The organism is Paenibacillus sp. YIM B09110 (assembly GCF_037167145.1).
GTDB lineage: Bacteria > Bacillota > Bacilli > Paenibacillales > Paenibacillaceae > Pristimantibacillus.
In genome coordinates this window covers 83,140-107,294 of sequence record NZ_JBANSP010000001.1, presented here as the reverse complement: position 1 = coordinate 107,294, position 24,155 = coordinate 83,140, and the positions used below count along the sequence as shown (strand labels likewise).

Here is a 24,155-nt window from a genome sequence, read left to right as displayed (position 1 = left end):
GATGACCGGGTTCGGCTTCTGTGTTTGATTAGGCAGGCACGAATTCAACGTCGATCTGAAGCACTTCGGAGCGGCTGCCGATACGAACCGGCGGGCCCCAGAAGCCGAAGCCGGAGGAGACGATAGCGTGCAGGCTGCCTTTCTTCAAGTACCCCCAGTCAAGCTCGAATAGTCGCTTCGTTACGAGGTGGTTCGGCGCCATTTGGCCGCGATGCGTATGGCCCGAAAGCGATAAATCGATGCCATTCATAGCGGCGTTCGATAGATCCGACGGCTGATGATCCAGCATAATTAGGGGCAGCGAGTTATCCAAAGGCGAGACGAGCTCGCTGATTGGAAGCCGCCCAGCGTTGCCGGCTCTGAATCCGGCAGAAGCTTTGTCTTTGCGGCCAATAATATAGAAGCTGTCGGCGATAAGCGCTGTCTCGTCCATCAATACTCGAATACCGATCGCATCCATCGCTGCTACAAATTCGGGAACCTTGCCTCCGATATATTCGTGATTGCCGGTTACGGCGAATACGCCTAACGGTGCATCAAGTTTCCCTAGTGTATCTGCCATCTTATGGCGAATGAAAGGCTCGATATCGTCGTCGAGTATGTCGCCTGGCAATAATATAATGTCCGGGTTAATCTGCTTGACCTTGTGGATCAGGCGATGGAGATGGCCGTTGCCGATTGTTGTGCCTAGATGGATATCGGATGCCATCGCGATGCGAAGCTTTTGCCGTCCGCCAGCTTGTTTCGGAATTTGTACCTTGTAGTGGCGAATGACAGGTGACCAGGCATTGCGCGTACCAACGATCAATAGAATCAGCAGCACGAACAATGCGATACTGCCGGTACCTAAGACATAAGCGTCGCGCTCTGCTCCGCCTAGCTTGAGCAAGAGGGCAACGATATCGGCAACAGGGAATAATAGTACGCCGTACTCTAGAATCGCGAACCAATAAGAGCCAACGAGCTTAAGCGGTCCGGCGATCGGCTTCAGCAATGTGGACTGTCCTACTCTTCCAATAATAAAAGCGAGAGCAAGCAGAGCGACGATTACGCTGTATATGCCCGCATGATTCCAATCGTATAGGGCAGACAGATAGACCCAGCCGTTCCATCCAAGATATAAGGACAAGCCGCCATAGAATAACAATATTCCGATTAAAGAAACGATAAAACGACGATTCATTTTTGCAACGCTCCCTGCGAGCCCGTAGGCGATTGATAATAGTAGGAATGAAACTGAAACTACTATATCATATTGGCTATACCACCTCCAAATAGGATAGAGCAGCAGTTGGCATTGCTTATATGCGAACGATTGGATACGATATTCTATAGCAGAACAGATATAGCGTCCGGCAATTGCCGAGAGATTCATTACGACGAATAAAGGAGAGATCGGTATGACTTTATCGACAATGGCTGAGGAGCAATGGAGGGCAGCGGTTCACTTCATGAATGAAGGGGCTCGTCCGCTGGAGAAAGCATTGTATGCGTATGAATTCGAAGACGGACCAAAGAGCGCGGTAACGGAGCAATTGGCCAAGTTTCAAAATAAAGACGGAGGGTTCGGCCATGGTCTTGAACCGGATTCGCGTTGCGCGGTTTCATCTGCCTTGGCGACTACGGTTGCGCTGCAGCATTTGGTATATATTAAGGCGGATTACAAGGAGCCGCTCGTACGGGAAGCCATTCGTTTCCTGATCGAAACGTATAATACGGCACAGCAGGGCGGATGGGACATTGTGCCTCGCGAGGTTGAATCCGCGCCCCGCGCGCCATGGTGGAATTATAACGAGCAGCATGACGGATGGGGCAATCCGGCAATCGAGATCGTTGGTTACTTCCATCGATTCTCCGAATTAGTGCCTGCCGCGCTTCTCGACGAGCTGACGCAGCGTGCCGTTACGTATATAAACGAGAAGTCCACGAGAAAAGATTTTCACGAGCTATTGTGCTGCCTGCGATTCGCTGAGTTGGTGCCGCCATCGGTGTTGAATGAGGTCAAGCCGGTATTGGACGAGATGGTCGGAAGCTGCGTTTCCGTTAATCCGGAGCAGTGGGAAAGCTATTGCCTTACGCCTGTTCAGGTGGCAAGTTCACCGTCGAGCCTTTATTATGGGCAGTTGAAGGAAAGCGTGGAGCTGTACTTGCCTTTCCTGTTGTCGAAGCAGCAAGACGACGGTGCATGGTGGCCAACTTGGTCATGGGGACAATATGAAGACACATGGCCCGAGGCGAAGCAGGATTGGAAAGGCTTTATCACGTTCGATGCGTTGCGCATGTTGAAGGCGTATGGTATCGTGACGAGATAATTGCATCATAATCGTTATTAATAGATGTCAGGAATGGAGCGTTAGACAGCATGAAATCGTTAGTATTGGCAGAGAAACCAAGCGTTGCGAAAGAAATTGCGCGCGTGCTTGGCTGTGGACAGAAGCATAAGAGCTATATGGAAGGTCCTAAATACGTCGTAACTTGGGCGCTTGGTCATCTTGTTACACTCGCCGAGCCGGAGGATTACGATCCGAAGTACCGCAATTGGAATCTCGAGGACCTCCCATTGCTGCCTCCAAAGATGAATTTGAAAGTGATGAAGGAAACGTCACATCAATATAAGGCTGTTGCCCAGCTATGCAAGCGGCAAGATATTAACGAGCTTATCATCGCCACCGACGCGGGTCGCGAGGGAGAACTTGTCGCGCGCTGGATTATGGAGCTTGTCCACTGGCGCAAGCCTTTCAAGAGGCTATGGATTTCTTCCCAGACCGACAAAGCGATCAAAGACGGCTTTGGCAGCCTGAAGCCAGGCAAGGACTATGACGCTCTGTATGCATCGGCTGTATGCCGGGCCGAGGCTGACTGGCTGATCGGGCTCAACGTGACGCGGGCGCTGACGACCAAATACAACGCACAGCTGTCCGCAGGGCGGGTTCAGACGCCTACTTTGTCCATTATGATGGATCGCGAGCGCGATATTCAGCAGTTCCAGTCGCAGCCTTATTGGACCGTGGGTGCAGATCTTGATGGCTTCTCGGCTATGTGGCGCGAGCAGGATGGACATGATGGACGGCTGTGGAGCAAGGAAGCTGCCGATGCAGTAGTAGCAGCCATCGGAAAGTCGGGCAGCGGCAAGGTGGAGAAGCTGCGCACGGTGGAGAAGTCAGAGCTGCATCCGCAAGCGTATGATCTGACAGAGCTGCAGCGTGACGCGAACAAGCGGCTGGGCTTCTCGGCGAAGCAGACGTCCAATGTACTTCAGAAGCTGTATGAGCAACATAAGCTCGTCACGTATCCGCGAACAGATTCGAAATATTTGTCCAGCGATATGGTACCTACGTTCAAAGGGCGATTGGAGAGTATTGCGGTAGGTCCTTATATGTCGCTAGCCCGCAGGCTGCTTAGAGGTCAACTGCAAGTAACGAAGCGGATTGTCGACGATAGCAAAGTAACGGATCACCATGCGATTATTCCGACGGAGCAATTCGTACAGTTATCCGAGTTGAGCAATGATGAACGTCGTCTTTATGACTTGATCGTAAGAAGATTCATTTCTTTATTTTACGGCCCTTACAAGTACGATGAGACGAGCGTTACGCTGACTGTCGGCCAGCATCGCTTATATGCCAAAGGCAAGACGCTGAAGGATGCGGGCTGGAAGGAAGTGTACGGCACTGCTGCTGATGCGAATAGCGAAGATGATGACGAAGACGACTCCGATGGGTCATTCAGTGCTAAAGCCGATAAGCAGCAATCGCAATTGCTTCCGGCGTTAACGGCCGGGCAATCGGTAGCTGTCAAGCATGGCAAAATCAAGGAGCTGCGGACGTTGCCTCCTGCGAGATATACAGAGGCGACGCTGCTGACGCAGATGGAGAAATACGGACTCGGCACGCCTGCTACGCGCGCGGACATTATTGAGAAACTGCTGTCGAGCGATACCATTGATCGTTCGCAGAATCGCCTCGTACCGACAGGCAAGGGCAAGCAGCTTATTGAGCTGGTTGTTGGCGCCCTTCGCAGTCCGGAGATGACGGCGAAGTGGGAGCAGGAGCTGGAGCGGATTGCCCAAGGCAAAGGCAATGCGGCTGCCTTCATGAAGACGATCCGCGAGCAAGCATCGAAATGGGTATCCGAGGTCATAGCTGAGACGAAGGAGTACAAGCCTCATAACGTGACGCATTCGAAGTGCCCGGATTGCGGCAAGCCATTGCTTGAGATTAAAGGCAAGCGTGGCCGTTCGCTCGTATGCTCGGACCGGGAATGCAGCTATCGCCGCTCAGCCGATCCCGTTCTGTTGAATAAGCGTTGTCCGCAATGCCATAAAAAGATGGAGATGCATACGGGCAAGGCAGGCAAATATGCGCAGTGCAGACCTTGCAACGTGATCGAGATGCTAGAGGATAAGGATGGCGGCGGCCGCATGAACAAGAGGGAGCAGCAGAAGCTCGTCGAGCAATTTAGCGACAAAGCGCCGCTTACGAATAGCTTGGCTGACAAGCTGCGAGCCGCGATGGAGCAGAAGGGCGAGTAGCCCAGCCCTTCCGCCTTGAAGAAGTACAACGATAGCAAGCTGAGAAAATCCCTGTTATCCCGTCACGGTGGGATAACAGGTTTTTTTATTGATCAATTTTACGGTCAATAGAAAGGTGCAAGAAAGGCTTCTAACCTGTTGCAATCATCCAAGAGACAATTGTATCGGCGGCATATGCTATAGATGATAAGGTAGGAAAGGAGAATGATAGAGTTGGGCGTTCGCACAGGCAGGCATGTTACGGACAAATGGGCCAAAACGATCGCGTTGCTATCGCACCCGAAAGTGGGTTCGCATATTCCGCTTACGAAGCCGTTCGGAGCTGATCAATTAAGATCAATGCTGGATACGTACTGGATGGTTATCATCAAGCCGGTTAATGGTTCGGGCGGAGTAGGCGTAATGAAGATAAGCAGAACGCCGACTGGTTATGCTTTCTCTTACTTAACAGGGACGAGATATTACACGGACTTTGGAAGCTTGCTGGCGGCAATTAACAAACAGCGCAAGGGTAAGCCGTATCTGGTGCAACGAGGCATCTTTCTGGCTGAAGTAAGGGGCAAGCCGGTAGATTATCGGGTCAAATATGTGAAGACAGGCAGCAAGTGGAGAATCAAAGCGTTTGTTGGCAAAATAGCAAGACCGGGACTGTTCGTGACGAATATTCGCCAAGGCGGTACTCTAATAACGGCTGCCAAAGGAATTGCAGCTTCTTTCTCTGACAATCTCGTAGAAGTGAAGAAAAGCAAGATGCGCGAGCTTACGATACTCTCAACCGAAATAATAGAGAATCGTTTTCCAGGTGTTAGCAGGCTAGGTTACGACTATGGTATCGATAAACAAGGAAAGATTTGGATTTTCGAAGTGAATACGAGACCGCAATAGTCATAGTCATTTGGATATAGCTGTGCATATGAGGAAGGACGGGCGTAGGTAGCTCGGAATTCCTTATTTGTGTTGTTGGGACGACTAGGAGAAAAGTCCGAATACATCTATTAACTAATGACGTTAATATATTCCATTAATAGAGTTATAGATTTCTATTAAAGTTTTTTATTAAGAAGAAGGGTGAAAGTGCCTGTGGATAACTCTATCCACAATATCCACGCCGTAATTCCTCATATTTCGACTCGTATACACACGCTATACACACAGTATCCACAAGCTTATGTGAATAAATGGGACTGTTGTCCTTTCAAATAGTGCCATGCTACTATATAGAAGAAATAACGAAGATATAACCCCTTATAAATTCTTTTATTTGAAGAAAGGGTGTGCAGGTATGGAGTTGCTTTCCGACGAAATGCTCGTTGACACTTATTTTGCAGCAATCCAGTACAATCTGGATCAAGAATTTATCCGTATGCTTGCAATGGAATTGAAGCGCCGTCAGGTTAATCCCGATTCCAGTAAAATTACGGCATAATTTCAGTCTTGCAATTGGCGCTAATAGATGCAGCTTAAATCCACTCGTTAACCAATACCTCGCTTGTCAGTTGGCAGGCTGGGCAATATATAATATGGTTGCAATGGGCGTGGGGAGCATCCTGCTGTTGATAGGAATCATTCGTGTATGGTTCCTGAATGGGCTCGTACGGGGCATAAGGTCCGATCCAATCGGTGACTCGGCCTCCGTCGATTAACTGTCCCTTACAGGAAGAGCAGCTTTCTTGAATGGACGCAAGCCCGTTGCACACCGGACATAACATAAGGGTATCCTCCTTGGCTCGCCGCGCATGCTGATGCGTAAGCGAATGATTGACTTAGCCAAGGTTAGGATACCCTTTTGTACAATTTATAATAAAGGTTTAGAGCTTCATATTGCTGCTATGGCCCGGGGAGAGCTTGGCGCTAGGGTCCACGTACACTTTGGCATTGTTGATCGCAGTAGGCGCTTCGCCGAAACCGACGGCAATCAGCTTCAGCTTACCGGGATAGGTGGTAATATCTCCAGCCGCGAAGATGCCCGGAATGTTCGTCTCCATGCGGGTATCGACGGGAATTGATCCGCCCTGAATATGAATTCCCCAATCAGCGATAGGTCCAAGTGAAGATACGAAGCCGAAGTTGACAATGACGGCATCGACATCAAGCTCAGTAGTCTCTTGTGTCTTCACATTCGTAAGCGTGACTTTATCAATGCGGCTCTCGCCGTGAAGTTTCGTAATTTCAGTAGGGGTAACGATCTTAACCGTTGAATTCATTAAGTTCTCGACGCTATGCTCGTGCGCGCGGAACTTATCTCTGCGGTGTATGAGCGTTACGCTCTCCGCTATCGGTTCAAGCATAAGCGACCAATCCACAGCCGAATCGCCGCCGCCGCTTATAAGCACCCGTTGACCTTTGAACCTTTGGAGATCGCCAACAAAATAATGCAGGTTCGTTTTCTCATACTGGGCTGCTTCCGGCAACTCAAGACGGCGAGGCTCGAAGGCGCCTACGCCAGCCGTTATTATGACTGCTTTCGCAAAATGAGTGCCTTTGTCCGTCACGATCTCGAAGAGGCGCTCATCATGCTTGATTACGTTTTGCACCTTTTCCTCCAAGCAAATTTCCGGGTTGAAAAGCTGCAGCTGTTCCTTTAGACGATCAACCAGCTCCTGAGCTGTAACTTTAGGAAATCCGGCAACGTCATATATATACTTCTCCGGGTAAAGTGCAGCAAGCTGGCCGCCAAGCTGCGGCATGCTTTCGATAAGTTTAACGGATGCTTGGCGCATCCCTCCGTAGAAAGCTGCGAATAGTCCAGCGGGACCTCCGCCGATGATGACGATATCGATGGGATTAACAGATGATTGAGAAATAGACAATTTGAGCACCTCCATTTTGCTGACTGTTCTTAATCCGTACGATTTTCATTATAAACTTTCAAGGGGAAAGAAGGAAATATTTAATTTGTATAGAACTCTAAACAATTTCGTATATTTTGCCCTTGAACTTTTCATGAAAACTATGTAATATTTCTGATGTATGTTAAGTACGGAGTGTTGTGTAGAGACAGAATAGAGAAGCAGAACAGCGGCGTTTTTTAACTATTGCATAAGCTATTTGGTCAATCGTTCAGGCATTGCCGTAAGCCATTGGAATGTTGATAAATGTTCGTCATTAAGCGCAAACTGTTAGTATCATTTTAAATATTCGGATGGGTTTGTGTAATTTTTCACAGAGAAAAAAGACTAGGATTGGATGGGATCATACGATGAGCAACATACCTAAAATCGTCATACTGGGAGCGGGCTACGGTGGCGTCTTGACTGCACTTCGTTTGCAGAAAGAGCTGAACTACAACGAAGCGGATGTTACCTTGGTTAACAAACATGACTATCACTACATTACTACGCATCTCCATATGCCTGCCGCAGGTACGGACAATCCGGAAAATGCGCGCGTCAGCATCTCGAAGCTGATCGACGAATTCAAGATCGACTTTGTCAAATCGACGGTTGTACAGATCCGTCCTCAAGACAAGAAAGTCATCCTTGAAGACGGAACTTTGTCTTACGATTACTTGGTCATCGGTCTCGGCGGAGAGCCGGAAACATTCGGTATCCCCGGTCTTGGCGAGCACGCGATGAACATTCGCAGCATTAACTCGGTTCGTCTGATCCGTGAACATATTGAATATCAATTTGCGCGTTACAAGCGCGAGCCTCACCGCACCGATTATTTGACGTTCGTTGTCGGAGGAGCAGGCTTCACAGGCATCGAATTCGTTGGCGAACTGTCCGACCGTATTCCTGAGCTGTGCAAGCAATTCGACGTTGATCCGTCGTTAGTTAAGGTTTATAACATTGAAGCTGCGCCAACTGCGCTTCCAGGCTTCGACCCTGAGCTGGTGGAATACGGCATGGACGTTCTAACGAAGAAAGGCGTTACGTTCCGTATCGGCACGGCTATCAAGGAATGTTCCCCAGAAGGCGTTATTGTTGGCGAAGGCGAAGAGATCAAGTCGGCAACCGTCATCTGGACCGGCGGTATTCGCGGCAATCGGCTTATTGAGGAAGCTGGCTTCGAAACAATGCGCGGCCGCGTGAAGGTGGATGAATTCCTTCGTTCGCCGGGCAATGAGAACATCTATATCGTCGGCGACAACTCGCTGATGTTCAATGAAGAGGGCCGTCCATACCCGCCGACTGCACAGATCGCCATGCAGCAAGGTGTCGTATGCGCGCATAACCTTGTTGCTTCGATTCGCAACCAGCCGCTTAAGACGTTCACGTTCAGCAACAAAGGAACAGTAGCGTCGCTCGGCAAAGGCGAAGCAATCGGCATTGCTTTCGGGAAGAAATACAAAGGCCGCATGGCTGCGTGGCTGAAGAAGATGATCGACCTGCGCTACTTGTTCATTATCGGCGGTATTCCGCTCGTTCTTCGTAAAGGGAAGTTCCTATAATGCGCCACTGCAGCGTACAAGTACGCGGTTTGTTAACGAGAGACGAGCTCGATCGTTACAACGCGCTGATGGAGGTCGGCTCATTTCTAGAATCACAAACGCGTTACGACCTCGCTTATACGGTGCAGAAGGAAGTTGACCTTCTTATTCAACCGGCTATCGAGCGTCTGAAGGACAAAGGCCGCGAACGGGACAGAGCAACCCAAGAGTACTTGGAAGCAAAGCGTCTCGGTCTTGAAGCGGACGAAGAGGATAACGAGGAAGACGAGGACTAATAAGATAAAGGCTTCCGCACTAGTGCGGAAGCCTTTTTAATGTTATAAAATCTAACGCATTTAAATAATCTGATAAGGCACTTCTCTAGGAGGAGCGCCTTTTTTGTTATGTCTACATCCGCTCTAATTCTCAGGCACTGTTCCTGAGATCCAGTATTGGCTGCAATTAGGCGAATTATCGAACAAACCTTCCGCGAATACCCATTCCCATTCACCGTTTTGTTACAAATGTTAAATAACCTCACATAAACGTATTGTTATATTCGTCAAAATGAGTTAGTTTATTATTATAATCTTTTAAGTTAGGAAATATAACGTATGGAGGAAGTTATTGATTCATCTTATGTGAAACATTAGAAGAGAGAAGGACTAGGGCTATGAATCAATCGAAAGCGCTCGTATTATCCACCTTGGCTATGACAGTATCCTTTATGATTTGGTCTGTTATTTCGCCGATTGCCGGACAGCTACAACAGCTTTTCAACCTAACTACGCTAGAGAAAAGCATATTGATCTCGACGCCGGTACTGCTCGGGTCAATCATGCGTATACCAATGGGCATCGTTACCGACCGATATGGCGGAAGGAAAGTGTTTACGCTCACGATGCTGTTTTTAATTGTGCCGGTCGTTGCGGCCGGTCTTGCGGATTCTTACGAATGGATGCTCATTTGCGCTTTGTTTATCGGTATGGCGGGCTCTACATTTGCTATTTCGTTAACTTTTGTGTCCAAATGGTATCCCCCGCACAAGCAAGGCTTTATATTAGGTATTGCCGGTCTCGGCAATCTAGGAAGCGCGGCGGCGAACTTTTTAGTTCCGGCTATAGCATCGAATTATGGCATTCGCTCGGTTTTTTTCTGCCTGGCGGTCGCTATCGCCATTATGGCGCTTGTGTTTTATAGGTTTACAAAGGATTCTCCAAACAGGACGGAGCCGAAGACGCTGCGGCAATCGTTGTCCGTAATGAAAGAAAAATCGACTTGGCATTTATCGATATTTTACTTTTTGACATTCGGCGGATTTGTCGCCTTCAGCGTCTATTTGCCAACATTGTTGATCGACTTGTTCCAGCTAAGCGCCATTGAAGCAGGGGTGAGAACGGCGGGCTTTGTACTTGCGGCGACGTTGATCCGGCCGGCCGGCGGCTACTTGGCGGACCGGTTCGGCAGCAAGAAAGTATTGACGATTGTATTTATCGGAGTTATAGCCGGTGCGATTATACTGTCTATTGCGCTTGGGCAGTTCGTCATCTTCAGCGCGATTTGTCTGATGTTATCGTTGCTGCTTGGATTGGGGAATGGAGCTGTGTTTAAGATGGTGCCGGAAGTGTCTTCCGGCAACACGGGCGCGGTTACGGGATTTGTCGGAGCGGCGGGAGGCATCGGCGGATTTTTTCCGCCGATCGTGCTCGGTATGGTCAAGGATACGACGGGCGAGTATAATATCGGCTTTATAATGATGGCTATATTTGCCCTAGCCTGTTTAATTATTCAATATTCAGTTGCAAGGCCTAAGCGGCTGGAGGTAAAGAATAGAATAGAGGAATACACGGCATAGACTATACTCATCAGATCTATGCCCTCACAGCCCGCCGATGTTCATCGGTTGCAGCAAAAATTACTAAAAAACCGTCTCACAGGACGTGAAGCCTGGAGACGGTTTTTTTATGGTTTGATAGGAACCCGGATCTAGATGCTGAGCAATGTTGCGAACTTGCTGCTGTCCAGCAGGTTGCCGACGTAAAAGTCGCCGAAGTCGCCAAAGCGTGCGCTAACTTCATCGAAGCGCATCTCGTAGACGAGCTTCTTGAATTGCAGCGCGTCGTCTGCAAACAGCGTTACGCCCCATTCCCAGTCGTCGAAGCCGACTGAGCCTGTTATGATTTGCTTCACTTTGCCCGCATATTGGCGGCCGATCATGCCGTGGCTGCGCATCATCGTACGGCGCTCGTCCATGCTGAGCATGTACCAGTTGTCGTTGCCTTCGCGACGTTTGTTCATCGGGTAGAAGCAGATATGGTTCGCTTTCGGAAGCGTCGGCTTCAGTCTGGCGATAATGTCCGGATTTTGCATCGGGTCGCTGCCAGGCTGCGCCATGTAATTGCTCAGCTCAACGATGCTGACATAGGAGTGAGCCGGTCTGGTGAAGCTGGCGAATGATGTTTTGTTGAACGCCGTTTCAATCGCATTCAGCTCCTCAAGCGTTTCGCGCAGGTGCATCAGAACGAAGTCTGCTTTTTGGCCTACGATGCTGTATACGGCCGTGCTGCCTTGCTTGCTGTCTTCTATTGCAGTCCATTCGCTTAAGAAAGACTGAAGCTCATCGAGCGCCTTCGCTCTCGCTGCCTCTCCCGCGAGCCTCCAAGCGGTCCAATCGATCGAACGGAAATCATGCAGGGCATACCAACCCTCTAGTGTTTGTGCGGCTTCACTCATTATAGATAAAAGCTCCTCTCCATGTAGGCTTGACTTCTAACATTGTATCGTAATCACTCTAAGCAGAGCAAATGGCGGTCTTGTGACATTTGTCCATCGCTAATTGACTTCCCTGTTGCCATTATTTAAACTAGGAAACGAGAGTATGAAAGGGGAAGTCTGAGATGCTTCAACTAGTTATTGCGACCGTGCTTTTTATGGTCATGTTGTTCGGAATCGGCTTTATATTGAACATGCTGCTTAAGACAACGTGGTTTCCATTATACTTGTTCATAATCGGAATTATTCCGTTAGGCATATGGGCTCCATGGGACGCTTCGGCTAAGACGACGATTCAAAATTTTGCGGATTACACCGTGTTCGATTATATTCCCGTTATCGGTGCGCTCGTAGGCGCGTACATAAGCGGCTGGGCCATACGCGCTTTGCGCAGAGGCGGCTACAAAATGTTCTAGTAACTATATTCACAGAAATCCCTCGTTCGGGGGATTTTTCTATTTTTCGACTCGTCCTTCTGAGCGGGATTTGTGCTAAAATGATAGAAAGTAAGTTTGGGATGGAGTCGGTGCAATGCGCATCAATAATATATTGCATTATACGGAACACCACCGTTATTACATATTTCGTGATTTTTCGCTAAGCAGTTTGGATTACAAAATGCTATCGCTGATCTATCAGCCGATGATCGGCGCTTTTGCCGTGGCATTGTACCAGCAGCTTTATCACGGAATTGCGGATGGACTATCTGGTTTCTCGGCGCTTGAGCCCCAGCGCAAGCTGTTTCTTGGATTAGGGCTTGAGATGAATGAACGAAGCAGGAAACACCTGATCGAGCAGGCTTCGAAGCTGGAGGCTGTCGGCTTGCTTCAGACCTCGCGGTTAGGAATGCCTGATAATGCCGATGTTATTTATGAATACGAGCTGTCCGAGCCGTTGTCGCCTGCGGAATTTTTCCGAAACATGCATCTGACGATGCTGCTGCGCGACAAGATCGGCAAATATGCGGTTATTTCGTTGCGAGAGTCGTTCGGAGCTAACGAACCGGATGAGCTTGCGAGTGCGCAAATGACCAAAGAGAACATTTCCGTTCCGTTCTATGAGCTGTTCAAGCTTAATATGCAATCGGTGGATGATGAGCTGGAGCAGGCTTTAACTGAGGTTGCGCCAGCAAGGCAAGCAGCGCCGAGACCGCAGTTGGAGACGGCGGGTATCGCGTATGGGGAGATTATATTGCGTTTCCCTCGCAACTCCGCTAATCGCCGTTTCGTTGAGCGTCTGCGAAGCGATAACGAGCAGCTTGCGCAGGTGAATTACGTCGCTTACAAGTACAGCTTAAGCGTCGTTGATATATGCCGTTTGCTTGACGAGGACGGCATATTCGATTCGAATGGTGAGCTTCAGATTGACGAGCTTCAACTCCGGGCTAACTCGCTTTACCGGCAAGATAAAAAGCGGGAAGGCGATCGTCAGCGCGTTATCGCGCGTTCTCAATCGGCGGCAAGGTCGGATGAGGAGACTGAAGAGCCGGACGAGGAAATCGCGGTTAATGAGGAATTTTATTTGCAGGTGCCGAGCCAGTTGCTCGGACGCTGTGATATTCATCAATATAATATGCTTATGCGCAACGAACCTCATACGCGGTTCTTACAGCGATTTTTCCCGGGAGCAGTTCCGGAATGGATCGATCGCGTGTTCGAGCGTATCGATCTTAACTACCGGCTAGCAGCACCTGTTATTAATGTCCTCATTCATTATGTTATTGGCGCGAATGATGCGCAGCGGGTGACAAAGGCGTTTCTCGATGCAGTTGCATCCAATATGCTGATGCAGCAGATCGACAGCTTCGAGAAGGCAGTACAATACGTTCGTGAGCAAGCGCAGGTTGAACAGGATAAGGAACGCCGTAAGGAAGCGGCGAACAGCTACAGCGGCGCAGCGAGGAGCGGCCGCGGAGGAAGCAGGAGCGGGGGCGGTACTTCCCGCAAGCCGTCGATTCCGATCGTTCAAGATGGACAGCCGGGAGCTAAAGTGTCCGCTGATGAACTGGAGGAGCTGCGCAAGCTAGCCCGTAAGATCGACGGCAAATCATAGAAACGAGGCGAGGTGACGGAGGATGGAATCGCTAGGCGATTTGTTGAAAGCTTGGCCGACAGGCAGATCGATAACGGAACAGGCGAAAGAGAAGATGGACGAGCTAATGGCTGATCCGCTCGTAGAGAAGCTTCTAGTAAGATACCCGGAGCTGGACGAGAGGGCGATCCGTCTGAACCTGAACCGCGTATACCAATATGTAACGGAATATCGCAACTGCACCAATTGTCCAGGGCTGGATCGCTGTCCGAATGACTTCGAAGGCCATTATACGTTGCTTAGCTCGGAGACGGTGAACGATAGCGTACAGTTATATGACCGCAAGGTCGCCTGCAAGAAGTTTGTTGCCCGCGAGAGCGAGCAGAAGATTCGCAGCCGCATACGCAGCTTCTATGTGGACGATGCGGCGCTTCGCCGCGGCTACTCGTCCGACGAGATACTGACGAACGACCTGGAGCGTGCGAAGGCAGTCGGGCAACTGCTGCGATACATTGATCGTACTAAGGAGCATGGCCTGCAACAGGAGGGGCTGTTCCTCTCGGGCCGATTCGGAACGGGTAAAACATTCCTGATGTGTTATATGCTGCAGGAGCTGGCGAAGCAAGGACATTCAGGCGTTATCGTCTATATGCCCGACTTCGTCGAGGATTTGAAGTCGCTTATGCATGAGCCCGGCAAGCTGAAGGAGACCGTTGAGATGATGAAGGAGACTGATCTTCTGATCTTCGACGATATCGGTGCGGAGAACTTGAATCCATGGGTGCGGGATCATGTGCTTGGAGCCATTCTCAACTACCGGATGGAGCGCAAGCCGACTTTCTACACGTCCAACTACGAGATCGACGCGCTCGAGAAGCATTTCAGCTTTACCAGCAAGGACGGCGAGGAGCTCCATAAAGGGCAGCGGATCATGGACCGGATTAAGCCTTACGTCGAAGTAGTCATGGTTACTGGCGAGAATAAGCGCGGTCGCAAATAGAACAGGTAAAGCCTTGGTTGGCGGATATGACTATCTGCTGACCAGGCTTTTTTTATTTTGCTCTATTCCACATCATCTGAGCACAAAAGTGGCTGCTCCGACCACCGGCAGCGAGAATAGAGAAAGTTTGTTTCGCTATTTCACTCACACACAACATATTCGGATGACGTAAAATTGTTTGTGTACCAAGTTTTGGTGTCTTCACAGACAACAAAAAAGTAGGGTATCCTCGGGATTGCTGAGATCACCGAAAAGGAGCCCTACTCAATGACTACTATACCCGAAAACAAGTTTAATGATCTACTTGAAAATGCTGTAACTAAGCTGGTGCAAGAAAAGTTGGAGTTGCTCTTAAATGAAGAAATCAAAAACTTCATGTCAGTTGAGCAACCCGAAAGACGTAACAATCGCAACGGTCATTACACGAGAACTTATCAAACACGGTACGGATCGATCTCTGATCTACGCGTACCTCGTGACCGTAAAGGTCTCTTCCAGACTCGCCTGTTTCAACCATATCGTCGTCGAGAAGATTGGCTGGAAGAAACTATTATACAAATGTATAAAGGCGGTATGAGCACACGTGATGTCGCTCGATTCATTGAAAGCATGTTTGGCAGCCACTATTCTCCTACCACCGTTAGTAACATCACTCAGACGGTTATGGAGGACATCGAACAGTGGCAAAACCGTCCGTTAGAGAAACGGTATTCCGTTATCTACCTCGATGGACTCTGCATCAAACTCAAGCGAAATACCGTCCATAACGAATCTGTGTATCTAGTGATGGGGATTGACGAGAAAGGCATTCGTCAAATACTTGGCTTCTACGTAGGCGGCAACGAGAGCTCCAACGGCTGGCGAGAAGTACTCAAGGATCTCCAAAAGCGTGGTGCTACAGACGTGTTATTAGGCGTATTTGACGGCCTGCCAGGACTCGAAGAAGCATTCAATGAGATCTATCCTAAAGCCGATGTACAGCATTGTGTGATTCACAAAGTGCGTGCCACATTTCCAAAAATCCGTGTTGCCGACAAGACTGATTTTTTGGACGATCTGAAGCAAGTATACACAGCGATTGATGGCGATGTTGCCAGAGCCTTGTTTGACGAATTCAAAGATAAATGGAGAAAGCAGTATCCAAAAGAAGTGAAGTCCTGGGAGGACCAGCTTCATACGCTTCTGACCTTCTTTAAGTACCCAGCATTGACTCGACCGGCCATTTATACCACCAACCCTATCGAGAGAACCAACAAGGAACTTCGCAAGCGTTTGAAGCCTATGAACAGTCTGACCAATATTGAGGCAGCGGAAAAGATTATATATCTGCAAGCAATTGATTACAACGAGAAATGGTACGGCAGGGCTATTCGTGGCTTTGTGGATCCCGACACGAAAGCGGCTTTCGAGGATCTGTACAACAAGCGCTATGTTAAGACTGCGGATAGCAATCTTTAAACTCAAGCAATGTTTGGCTAGGGCTACGCCCTAGCCAAACAACAACTAAACACTTATCCTTCTTCCCGATGGATAATCCTACTACACAAACATCTTGACGCTACCCATATTCGATCAAATAGCGCAATTATTTTGCTCTATTCCCCATCATCTGAGCACAAAAGTGGCTGCCTCAGCCACCAGCAGCGAGAATAGAGAAAGTTTGTTTCGCTATTTCACTCACACACACCATATTCGATCAAATAGCGCAATCATCATTTTGCTCTATTCCACATCATCTGAGCACAAAAGTGGCTGCCCAGCCACCGTTAGAGAGAATACCGAAAGTTGTTAACGTAATAGCACAACTATTTTGTGCTATCCCCTCAATGGAGACGTTGTACCGTGGCGTCCAACTATGGATGCCCTGCCTACATGCCAACCGACCGCAAGTAACCCTTACTGCTACTCCTTCTTATAAGCCGATCTTATGTACCGCATTATTTTTTTTGAAATAACCTATTGACAGTATTAGGGTTACGCTGGTAGAATTCTCCCATAACCAACTAAACAGGTAGGAATTAATTGTTTTTCGACCGGACCACCGGAGTTGACACCTAATCGCTCATGACGCGTTGTCATGGCCTGTGAAGAACAATAAAAAAAGGGGTGCAATCATTTATGAAAAAGATTACTCATGTACGTTCGGTCCTTATTATTCTCGCATTATCGTTGGTACTCGCGGCTTGCGGCCAATCGGGCGGCAACAACAACACGAATACAACTTCAAATAAACCAGCAAATGCAGCAACGGACACACCGGCAGCAACGAATGCCGCTACTGAAGAACCGAAGGCTGAGCCTAAGCCGCCGGTTGAACTGCTTAACGTATCGTATGACCCAACTCGCGAGCTTTATGTAGAATACAACGAAGCTTTCGCGAAACATTGGAAAGAAGAGACAGGCCAAGAAGTAACAATCAAGCAATCGCATGGCGGTTCCGGCAAACAAGGCCGCGCCGTTATCGACGGTCTTGAAGCAGACGTAGTAACACTTGCGCTTGGTTACGATATCGACGCAATTGTTGAACCAGGACTGATCAATAAAGATTGGCAGACGAAGTTCGAGCACAACAGCGCGCCTTACACGTCGACGATCGTATTCCTCGTTCGCAAAGGCAACCCGAAAGGAATCAAGGATTGGAACGACCTTATTAAAGACAAAGTGGAAGTTATTACGCCTAACCCGAAAACATCCGGCGGCGCACGTTGGAACTACCTTGCAGCATGGGGCTACGCGCTGAAACAAAACGGCGGCGACGAAGCGAAAGCGCAAGAGTTCGTAGCTGAATTGTTCAAGCACGTACCGGTTCTGGATTCCGGCGCACGCGGTTCAACAACAACTTTCGTAGAACGCGGAATTGGCGACGTATTGCTAGCTTGGGAGAACGAAGCGTTCCTGTCGATCAACGAGCTTGGCCCGGACAAATTCGAAATCGTATATCCGTCCCTCAGCATCTTGGCTGAACCTCCGGTAGCAGTAGTAGACAAAGTTGTAGACAAACGCGATACACGCGAAGTGTCCGAAGCTTACTTGAAATACCTCTATTCCGATGAAGGCCAAGAAATCGCAGCGAAAAACTACTACCGTCCAATAAACCAAGAGATTCTTGCTAAATACAAAGATACGTTCAAAGACCTTGAACTGCTTACGATCGATAAAGACTTCGGCGGCTGGAAAGTGGCGCAAGAGAGACATTTCGCTGACGACGGCGTGTTCGACAAAATCTACACACCGGGTTCTTAATGCTTGATCCCTATACGACTGGAGCTGACTTCACATGAAAGGTTCCAAGCCCCGTAATGTCTTGCCGGGTTTTGGCTTATCGATGGGCTTTACCATCTTCTATCTAAGCGTTATCGTTCTGATCCCGCTTAGCGCCGTATTGTTCAAGACGTTCGAGCTGAGCTTGCCCGAGTTCTGGAAGACGGTAACGAGCGCGAGGGTTCTCGCCTCTTACCGGGTAAGCTTCCTGACCGCTTTCTTCGCCGGACTTGTCAATCTGGTGTTCGGCTTGCTTATTGCATGGGTGCTGGTACGGTATCGTTTTCCCGGCAAAAAGCTCATCGACAGCTTAGTCGACTTGCCGTTCGCGCTGCCGACCGCGGTAGCGGGGATCGCCTTAACCGCGATCTATGCTCCTAATGGCTGGATCGGCTCCTACTTGGCGCCGCTCGGTATCAAGGTCGCGTACTCGCCAATCGGCATTACGATCGCGTTAATCTTCATCGGTCTCCCGTTCGTCGTACGGACGGTGCAGCCGGTGCTGCAAGATCTAGAGAAAGAAACGGAAGAAGCCGCAGTTATGTTAGGCGCTTACCGACTCCGCACGTTTTGGAAAGTCATCTTGCCCGAGCTTATGCCAGCGTTGTTAACAGGGTTCGCGATGGCATTCGCCAGGGGGATAGGCGAATATGGTTCAGTCGTATTCATCTCCGGCAATATGCCGCTCAAGACGGAGATTACGCCGCTACTCATTATGACGAAGCTCGAACAATACGATTACGCAGGCGCGACAGCGATTGCGCTGGTGATGCTGATCGTTTCGTTCCTTATGCTTCTCGTCATCAACTTGCTGCAATGGCGAATGAATCGGCGGACTGTTGCGAGATAAGCGAGTGATCGTTTCCTCAGCAATAGACGACTAACCACCAAAACGGATTAGGAGGAGTCAAGCATGGCTGGAGCCATTACCGTTCATTTAGACAAAGAAGCGTCCAAACGCCCGAAGCATGTTACGGAATCCGGGCCGGTTCGCTGGATATTGATTACGATCGCGCTGCTGTTTTTGGGTCTTATCGTTGTACTGCCGCTCGTGTCCATATTCGTAGAAGCACTCAAGAAAGGCTTTAGCGTATATATCGATTCCATTACAGACCCGGACGCGATGTCGGCGCTTAAGCTGACGTTAACAACGGCACTGATCGCCGTACCGATTAATACCGTATTCGGTATTGCGGCGGCCTGGGCTATTACGAAGTTTCGTTTCCGCGGCAAAAATATACTTATTACACTGATCGATCTGCCGTTTGCCGTATCGCCTGTCATATCTGGTTTGGTCTACGTGCTCTTGTTCGGAGCACAGGGCTTCCTTGGTCCTTGGCTGGGCGAGCACGACATTAAGATCATTTTCGCGCTGCCGGGCATCGTGCTCGCAACGGTCTTTGTAACGGTACCATTCGTAGCGCGGGAGCTTATTCCCCATATGCAAGCTCAAGGCGTGCAAGAGGAGGAAGCGGCATCGAGTCTAGGCGCGAAAGGCTGGCAAATCTTCTGGCGAGTAACCCTGCCGAACATCAAGTGGGGCTTGCTCTACGGCATCATTCTTTGTAACGCTCGTGCGATGGGCGAGTTCGGTGCCGTATCCGTCGTATCCGGCCACATTCGCGGAGAGACGAACACGCTCCCGCTGCATATCGAAATTTTGTATAACGAATACCAGTTTTCGGCGTCATTCGCCGTAGCTTCCCTGCTCGTCATGCTCGCGGTCATCACGTTGATCGTGAAGAGCATCGTAGAGTGGAAGTCGTCTTCATCTCATTAATCAACAAGACGTCAGCACATTATTTATAATTTCATTGGAGGGATTCATTATGGCGAAACCGTTGGAAGTAGATCAACAGTGGCTGGAGCGAATTGCGGAGCAGGTCGGCGGATTGCACTACGGGCATGTTACGATTACGGTTCATGACGGCCGAATCGTACAGATTGATCGATTGGAACGCACACGATACGATCAGCCCTCTTCGAAGCAAAATCAATCCGAGCAGCAGTCGACCAAAGGCCGCGATAACAACGCAGCAGCTAGTGACGGCTTGCGAATTGTTCAATAGACCAATTCAAGAAGAAGAGCTTCGATTCCGAAGGCTAGCTTAGCCTTGGTATCGAAGCTCTTTGTTTGTATGTTGGCAGATACATATTAAAGGAGGATAAGCCAGGCGGCCTATCCTCCTTTAAATGTTTTACGAGATGATGAACTTAACGATTACAGCTACAGCGAATACTACGGTCATGAAACCGAGCATGCCGCCAAAGCCGAATACGACGTCCATCAAGTCGTGGCGTGGCTCTTCATTGAAGTGCTCGCGCGGATCTCTTACGTTTTCCATCGTAGACGTCCTCCTTGAAAGACCGGATGCTGCAGCGACAGCCGCAAGCGGTCGTCTCCTACAGTATCGGCTATTTCAACTTATATTAGTATACCGAAACAGTCGAACAATTGTAAAGCAACCAGTCGTGACAAATATGAGACAAAATTACGCCCTTTTATGCTAAAATGTGAACAGGATTGTATGGCAATCGGAGGTGCAAGCATGGATCAGCAGTTAATAGCAGCAAAAGAACTTATACGAAACAAGCTAGCCTTGCTTCCCGACGGTCCGGGCTGTTACCTGATGAAGAACGGCGACGACGTCATTATATATGTAGGCAAAGCGAAAGTATTGAAGAATCGCGTGCGCTCCTATTTCAACGGCAGCCATAACGGGAAGACGCAGCGTCTCGTCTCGGAAATACGCGATTTCGAATTTATCGTGACCGGCAGCAATATGGAAGCGCTCATTCTGGAGTGCAATCTCATCAAGCAATATCATCCCCGTTATAACGTGTTGCTAAAGGATGACAAGACGTTTCCTTATATTAAAATAACGAGCGAGAAGCATCCGCGCCTAGAGGTGACGCGGCGTGTTGTGAAAGATAAAGCGAAGTACTTCGGCCCTTATCCGAACGCCTATGCGGCCCAGCAGACGCTTAAGCTGCTGGAGAGGATCTATCCGCTGCGGAAGTGCAAGACGCTGCCGGACAAAGTATGTCTATACTATCATCTAGGTCAATGTCTTGCTCCTTGCGAGTACGAGGTCGAACAGCAGTCCTACGACACGATGGTACAGGAAATTACCCGTTTCCTCGGCGGCGGCCAGGATGTCGTGAAGGCGGAGCTGCAGCGGAAGATGGAAGCGGCAGCCGAGGAGCTCGAATTCGAGCGGGCAAAGGAATTCCGCGATCAGATCGTGGCGATCGAGGCTGTGATGGAGAAGCAGAAAATTACGCTCTCCGATGCGCTTGACCGCGACGTATTCGGTTATGCGGTGGAGAAGGGCTGGATGTGCGTTCAAATTCTGTATATGCGCCATGGCAAAATGATTGAGCGTCATGCGTCGACCTTCCCTTACTACGGCGAAGAGTATGATGACTTCATGACATACGTCACGCAATATTATAGCGACAATCCGGCGCTGCCCAAGCAAATTTTCTTGCCGCTGCCTCCTGAACTGGAGCAAGCTGAGGAGCAAGCGACTGCGGCTATGTTGAACGGTGACGCCGAATCCGAATCCGAAGAAGCGGCTGCAGGCTCGCGTGCGGATGATGTGATGGCTTCGCTGCACAGCTGGCTTAAGGTGAAGGTGCTCATGCCGCAGCGCGGACGCAAGAGCGAAGTCGTCTCTATGGCGATGGAGAATGCGAAGGTAATGCTTGAGGATAAGTTCAGACTGATCGCCCGTGATGAGGAACGCAGCGTGAAGGCGTCCGAGTCGCTTGCGGATTGGTTAGGATTAGCCGAAGTACATCGCATTGAGGCGTTCGATAACTCGAACATTCAAGGGACGAACCCTGTATCGGCGATGGTCGTCTTCACGGACGGCAAGCCGGACAAGAAAGAGTACCGCAAATATAAGGTGAAGACCGTAACGGGACCCGACGATTACGAAACGATGCGCGAAGTCATTCGCAGACGCTATGAGCGCGTCCTTAAGGAGCAGCTGACGCCGCCTGATCTAATCGTCGTCGACGGCGGCAGAGGGCAAATATCGGCCGCTCTGGACGTGCTGGAGAATGAGCTGGGCTTATCCATTCCGGTTTGCGGCCTCGTGAAGGATGCGAAGCATAAGACGGCGCAGCTCATGACGGGTGATCCGCCTGAGGTTGTGCCCCTGCCGCGCGACAGTCAGGAGTTCTATCTGCTTCAGCGCATACAGGACGAGGTGCATCGTTACGCGATCTCGTTCCACCGCGAGCAGCGCGCCAAGTCGATGGTCGAATCGAAGCTCGATTCGATTCCCGGCATTGGCGAGAAGCGGCGCAAGCTGCTGCTCAAGCACTTTGGCTCGATCCGCAAAATAAAAGAGGCCTCCGTCGAAGACTTCAGGCCTCTATCTATCGGGGAAAAGCTGGCTGGACAAATTATTGCTGCTCTAAATGAGGAGGAATCGTCGTAATCGGCGGTTTCTTCTCTTTTTTGTCATCCAAATACTTAATCACATATGCGATGAAGATCGGCAGAACAACGAAGAAGATGCCGGATGCGATATCGAACGCCGAGCCGACGGTAACGATAGTAAGCGCTACGCCGACGCTGTTGAATATCGCATGCGTGAACATCGCCGTGATCAAGCCGTATCTAACGAAGATGAAGCTGAAGATCAGCCCGATAATCATTAGCTCGATGAGCCTTGTCGACGACGGGTATAGCGGGTACATGACGTGGCCGAGCGCCCATGATGCGGTTGGAATAATGGCTGCTACGAACGTATTTTTGAACCATTTGCGGAACAGGCCGATGCCGAAGAACCGAAACACGGCTTCTTCGGATATAGCTGCCGCCCAAGCAAGCACGGGCATGAGCCATAGATAACTCATGTTGTATGGCGATTGCGTAACGTCGCTGGTCGACCAGGTGCCGATCGTGAATTTCAAGCCGATAAAGATGGCCGCCTGCAGCGCGAACAGAATAGCGGCGAAGCAGTAGCCAAGCCCCATGCTGCGCCACACGTACGTTCCGTACCCCGGCTGGCCGAAGCGCGGCCATAAGGCGCGTCCCTGCGATTTCCACAAGCCGTCGCCCGCCACAAGCGAGATATAGATCGAGCCGGCCATCGGAATAGACAATAGGACGGTGAATATGGCGGTAATCAGAATCGTCTGACCGCCGAGCTCATTTTCGCCAAGCGATGCTCTAACTCCGTCGAGTACGTTCATATTGATGATGACGTACGTAACGAAGTAAATGATAGTGAGTACGATTCCTCGCTTGAATGACGTATGTCCCCGGTAAAGGACGGCGTAGATGACTGCAAGTACGAACAGGATGAAGCTCATGAGGAAGTAGCCGAAGCCGGTCATGAATTGCGCCCACTTGTCTTGGCCTTTCACATAGTCCCTATACTCTGCCGGCGCAATGAAGGCTGGCTTGTATTTCGTCATGACGGGCTCGCCTTCGATCAAGCTTACGGCAATCGTCACTTGCAGCTTCGATTGACCGATCGAATGGTCGCTTGGGCTAACTCCCCACTCGCCGTTCGGATAGGCCGCTCCGCTTGCAAGCTCCTCTGCACGGAACCCTTGCTCCTCTAGCAACGCGATGCTCAGCTTGTCGATTTCCGGATTGTCGTCGAGAACGTGCTCGCCGCCATGCAGATTCCAGGCAACGATACGTTCACTCTGCATATGTACATAGACGAATCCTTTGCCGCCTGCTCCTTCGAAGTCGACCTCGACTTGATACGTATCGGTTGGGAATTGCTTATCGTATAGATCGGCATACGCCTCTGTCAGCTCATCGCGCGTAAGGTAGCCGTTCATAAGCTTGTCGGATTGATGGACGGCTTTGGCGGAGTCCACCTCGTGTCCTATGAGCTTCTCGGCGAATGACGAGGCTGCCTGCTCCGCTTGTGCTTTGCTTATGGCTCTGCCGCCTAGCTCATCTGAAGAGCTCGCCTTTATTAACGGGACGATATCGACGAACATGTAAATTAAAAGACAAATAACGGCTGCCCATATGTAACGCTTCCATTCCTTGTGCTTAATTGAATCGATCATCAGTTCACCTCATGCGTATAGGAGTAGGATGAAGCATACTATACTACCATATCACAACGTTCCCTGAATTATCCATTGAAACTAGGTCTTTATTTTCATAATCCCGCGAAATAACGATGTTCATGAAGTGTAGGGCA

Annotated in this window: 22 protein-coding genes; 16 read left to right on the top strand and 6 right to left on the bottom strand. The window is 49.7% G+C overall.

All coding sequences use genetic code 11. The features are described from left to right. Nucleotides 1-28: 28 nt before the first annotated feature. A complete protein-coding gene (locus tag V8F51_RS00470; RefSeq protein ID WP_337098070.1) occupies nucleotides 29-1,183 on the bottom strand; it encodes a metallophosphoesterase in 1,155 nt (384 codons plus the stop codon). A gap of 217 nt (nucleotides 1,184-1,400) precedes the next feature. On the opposite strand from V8F51_RS00470, the gene V8F51_RS00465 reads away from it, so the two are divergent. From V8F51_RS00465 to sda, 4 genes are all read left to right on the top strand, one after another. Beyond that, nucleotides 1,401-2,312 (top strand): hypothetical protein, encoded by a 912-nt coding sequence (locus tag V8F51_RS00465; protein ID WP_337098069.1) that lies wholly within the window; start codon nucleotides 1,401-1,403, stop codon nucleotides 2,310-2,312. Nucleotides 2,313-2,362: 50 nt separating this feature from the next. Then, complete coding sequence (locus tag V8F51_RS00460) at nucleotides 2,363-4,531, top strand: DNA topoisomerase III (protein ID WP_337098068.1); 2,169 nt, start codon at nucleotides 2,363-2,365, stop codon at nucleotides 4,529-4,531. A gap of 213 nt (nucleotides 4,532-4,744) precedes the next feature. Next, complete coding sequence (locus V8F51_RS00455; RefSeq protein WP_442956385.1) at nucleotides 4,745-5,416, top strand: YheC/YheD family protein; 672 nt, start codon at nucleotides 4,745-4,747, stop codon at nucleotides 5,414-5,416. Nucleotides 5,417-5,813: 397 nt separating this feature from the next. Continuing rightward, nucleotides 5,814-5,957 (top strand): sporulation histidine kinase inhibitor Sda, encoded by a 144-nt coding sequence (gene sda / locus V8F51_RS00450; protein ID WP_337098066.1) that lies wholly within the window; start codon nucleotides 5,814-5,816, stop codon nucleotides 5,955-5,957. A gap of 34 nt (nucleotides 5,958-5,991) precedes the next feature. Here sda and V8F51_RS00445 read toward each other — a convergent pair whose 3' ends face one another. After that, the gene (locus V8F51_RS00445; protein WP_337098065.1) at nucleotides 5,992-6,240 is read right to left on the bottom strand and encodes a hypothetical protein; all 249 of its coding nucleotides are present in this window, start codon (nucleotides 6,238-6,240) and stop codon (nucleotides 5,992-5,994) included. A gap of 99 nt (nucleotides 6,241-6,339) precedes the next feature. Next, entirely contained in the window at nucleotides 6,340-7,341 is a 1,002-nt protein-coding gene (locus tag V8F51_RS00440) for an NAD(P)/FAD-dependent oxidoreductase (protein WP_337098064.1), read from the bottom strand. Between the two features lie 389 nt (nucleotides 7,342-7,730). Here V8F51_RS00440 and V8F51_RS00435 point away from each other — a divergent pair, with 389 nt between their 5' ends. From V8F51_RS00435 to V8F51_RS00425, 3 genes are all read left to right on the top strand, one after another. Further along, nucleotides 7,731-8,924, top strand: a complete 1,194-nt coding sequence (locus tag V8F51_RS00435; RefSeq protein WP_337098063.1) for an NAD(P)/FAD-dependent oxidoreductase — start codon at nucleotides 7,731-7,733, stop codon at nucleotides 8,922-8,924. Continuing rightward, nucleotides 8,924-9,199, top strand: coding sequence for a hypothetical protein (locus V8F51_RS00430; protein WP_337098062.1), 276 nt, complete (start codon nucleotides 8,924-8,926; stop codon nucleotides 9,197-9,199). The genes V8F51_RS00435 and V8F51_RS00430 overlap by 1 nt, the downstream gene beginning before the upstream one ends. Before the next feature lie 377 nt (nucleotides 9,200-9,576). Further along, the gene (locus tag V8F51_RS00425) at nucleotides 9,577-10,758 is read left to right on the top strand and encodes an MFS transporter (RefSeq protein WP_337098061.1); all 1,182 of its coding nucleotides are present in this window, start codon (nucleotides 9,577-9,579) and stop codon (nucleotides 10,756-10,758) included. Between the two features lie 131 nt (nucleotides 10,759-10,889). Here V8F51_RS00425 and hemQ read toward each other — a convergent pair whose 3' ends face one another. Beyond that, nucleotides 10,890-11,636, bottom strand: coding sequence for a hydrogen peroxide-dependent heme synthase (gene hemQ / locus V8F51_RS00420; protein WP_337098060.1), 747 nt, complete (start codon nucleotides 11,634-11,636; stop codon nucleotides 10,890-10,892). Nucleotides 11,637-11,800: 164 nt separating this feature from the next. Between hemQ and V8F51_RS00415 the strand changes: the two genes are divergently transcribed. From V8F51_RS00415 to V8F51_RS00380, 8 genes are all read left to right on the top strand, one after another. Continuing rightward, nucleotides 11,801-12,091, top strand: a complete 291-nt coding sequence (locus tag V8F51_RS00415; RefSeq protein WP_337098059.1) for a YuiB family protein — start codon at nucleotides 11,801-11,803, stop codon at nucleotides 12,089-12,091. 115 nt (nucleotides 12,092-12,206) lie between these two features. Then, on the top strand, nucleotides 12,207-13,727 hold the full coding sequence (locus tag V8F51_RS00410; protein WP_337098058.1) for a helicase DnaB: 1,521 nt from the start codon (nucleotides 12,207-12,209) through the stop codon (nucleotides 13,725-13,727). Nucleotides 13,728-13,749: 22 nt separating this feature from the next. Next, nucleotides 13,750-14,706, top strand: coding sequence for a primosomal protein DnaI (gene dnaI, locus V8F51_RS00405; RefSeq protein ID WP_337098057.1), 957 nt, complete (start codon nucleotides 13,750-13,752; stop codon nucleotides 14,704-14,706). Nucleotides 14,707-14,973: 267 nt separating this feature from the next. Continuing rightward, nucleotides 14,974-16,164 (top strand): IS256 family transposase, encoded by a 1,191-nt coding sequence (locus tag V8F51_RS00400; protein WP_337098056.1) that lies wholly within the window; start codon nucleotides 14,974-14,976, stop codon nucleotides 16,162-16,164. Nucleotides 16,165-16,824: 660 nt separating this feature from the next. Further along, nucleotides 16,825-17,949, top strand: a complete 1,125-nt coding sequence (locus V8F51_RS00395; RefSeq protein WP_337098055.1) for a sulfate ABC transporter substrate-binding protein — start codon at nucleotides 16,825-16,827, stop codon at nucleotides 17,947-17,949. A gap of 34 nt (nucleotides 17,950-17,983) precedes the next feature. Beyond that, complete coding sequence (gene cysT, locus V8F51_RS00390; RefSeq protein WP_337098054.1) at nucleotides 17,984-18,817, top strand: sulfate ABC transporter permease subunit CysT; 834 nt, start codon at nucleotides 17,984-17,986, stop codon at nucleotides 18,815-18,817. Between the two features lie 63 nt (nucleotides 18,818-18,880). After that, the gene (gene cysW / locus V8F51_RS00385) at nucleotides 18,881-19,747 is read left to right on the top strand and encodes a sulfate ABC transporter permease subunit CysW (RefSeq protein ID WP_337098053.1); all 867 of its coding nucleotides are present in this window, start codon (nucleotides 18,881-18,883) and stop codon (nucleotides 19,745-19,747) included. 49 nt (nucleotides 19,748-19,796) lie between these two features. Beyond that, nucleotides 19,797-20,036 carry a YezD family protein gene (locus V8F51_RS00380; RefSeq protein ID WP_337098052.1) on the top strand — a complete coding sequence of 80 codons (240 nt, stop codon included), beginning with the start codon at nucleotides 19,797-19,799 and terminating at the stop codon, nucleotides 20,034-20,036. Nucleotides 20,037-20,165: 129 nt separating this feature from the next. Here V8F51_RS00380 and V8F51_RS00375 read toward each other — a convergent pair whose 3' ends face one another. Beyond that, nucleotides 20,166-20,312, bottom strand: coding sequence for a YqzM family protein (locus V8F51_RS00375; RefSeq protein WP_337098051.1), 147 nt, complete (start codon nucleotides 20,310-20,312; stop codon nucleotides 20,166-20,168). A 204-nt stretch (nucleotides 20,313-20,516) separates the two neighbouring features. Here V8F51_RS00375 and uvrC point away from each other — a divergent pair, with 204 nt between their 5' ends. Beyond that, on the top strand, nucleotides 20,517-22,418 hold the full coding sequence (gene uvrC, locus V8F51_RS00370) for an excinuclease ABC subunit UvrC (RefSeq protein WP_337098050.1): 1,902 nt from the start codon (nucleotides 20,517-20,519) through the stop codon (nucleotides 22,416-22,418). Here the strand turns inward: uvrC and V8F51_RS00365 are convergent. Then, on the bottom strand, nucleotides 22,384-24,018 hold the full coding sequence (locus V8F51_RS00365; protein WP_337098049.1) for a CPBP family intramembrane glutamic endopeptidase: 1,635 nt from the start codon (nucleotides 24,016-24,018) through the stop codon (nucleotides 22,384-22,386). The genes uvrC and V8F51_RS00365 overlap by 35 nt on opposite strands. Nucleotides 24,019-24,155 lie beyond the last annotated feature (137 nt).

Excerpts from the sequence above, each read along its gene's own strand:
- V8F51_RS00470 (WP_337098070.1), bottom strand. The coding sequence starts at position 1,183 with ATGAATCGTCGTTTTATCGTTTCTTTAATCGGAATATTGTTATTCTAT.
- V8F51_RS00465 (WP_337098069.1), top strand. The coding sequence starts at position 1,401 with ATGACTTTATCGACAATGGCTGAGGAGCAATGGAGGGCAGCGGTTCAC.
- V8F51_RS00460 (WP_337098068.1), top strand. The coding sequence starts at position 2,363 with ATGAAATCGTTAGTATTGGCAGAGAAACCAAGCGTTGCGAAAGAAATT.
- sda (WP_337098066.1), top strand. The coding sequence starts at position 5,814 with ATGGAGTTGCTTTCCGACGAAATGCTCGTTGACACTTATTTTGCAGCA.
- V8F51_RS00445 (WP_337098065.1), bottom strand. The coding sequence starts at position 6,240 with ATGTTATGTCCGGTGTGCAACGGGCTTGCGTCCATTCAAGAAAGCTGC.
- V8F51_RS00435 (WP_337098063.1), top strand. The coding sequence starts at position 7,731 with ATGAGCAACATACCTAAAATCGTCATACTGGGAGCGGGCTACGGTGGC.
- V8F51_RS00430 (WP_337098062.1), top strand. The coding sequence starts at position 8,924 with ATGCGCCACTGCAGCGTACAAGTACGCGGTTTGTTAACGAGAGACGAG.
- V8F51_RS00425 (WP_337098061.1), top strand. The coding sequence starts at position 9,577 with ATGAATCAATCGAAAGCGCTCGTATTATCCACCTTGGCTATGACAGTA.
- hemQ (WP_337098060.1), bottom strand. The coding sequence starts at position 11,636 with ATGAGTGAAGCCGCACAAACACTAGAGGGTTGGTATGCCCTGCATGAT.
- V8F51_RS00415 (WP_337098059.1), top strand. The coding sequence starts at position 11,801 with ATGCTTCAACTAGTTATTGCGACCGTGCTTTTTATGGTCATGTTGTTC.
- V8F51_RS00410 (WP_337098058.1), top strand. The coding sequence starts at position 12,207 with ATGCGCATCAATAATATATTGCATTATACGGAACACCACCGTTATTAC.
- dnaI (WP_337098057.1), top strand. The coding sequence starts at position 13,750 with ATGGAATCGCTAGGCGATTTGTTGAAAGCTTGGCCGACAGGCAGATCG.
- V8F51_RS00400 (WP_337098056.1), top strand. The coding sequence starts at position 14,974 with ATGACTACTATACCCGAAAACAAGTTTAATGATCTACTTGAAAATGCT.
- V8F51_RS00395 (WP_337098055.1), top strand. The coding sequence starts at position 16,825 with ATGAAAAAGATTACTCATGTACGTTCGGTCCTTATTATTCTCGCATTA.
- cysT (WP_337098054.1), top strand. The coding sequence starts at position 17,984 with ATGAAAGGTTCCAAGCCCCGTAATGTCTTGCCGGGTTTTGGCTTATCG.
- cysW (WP_337098053.1), top strand. The coding sequence starts at position 18,881 with ATGGCTGGAGCCATTACCGTTCATTTAGACAAAGAAGCGTCCAAACGC.
- V8F51_RS00380 (WP_337098052.1), top strand. The coding sequence starts at position 19,797 with ATGGCGAAACCGTTGGAAGTAGATCAACAGTGGCTGGAGCGAATTGCG.
- V8F51_RS00375 (WP_337098051.1), bottom strand. The coding sequence starts at position 20,312 with ATGGAAAACGTAAGAGATCCGCGCGAGCACTTCAATGAAGAGCCACGC.
- uvrC (WP_337098050.1), top strand. The coding sequence starts at position 20,517 with ATGGATCAGCAGTTAATAGCAGCAAAAGAACTTATACGAAACAAGCTA.
- V8F51_RS00365 (WP_337098049.1), bottom strand. The coding sequence starts at position 24,018 with ATGATCGATTCAATTAAGCACAAGGAATGGAAGCGTTACATATGGGCA.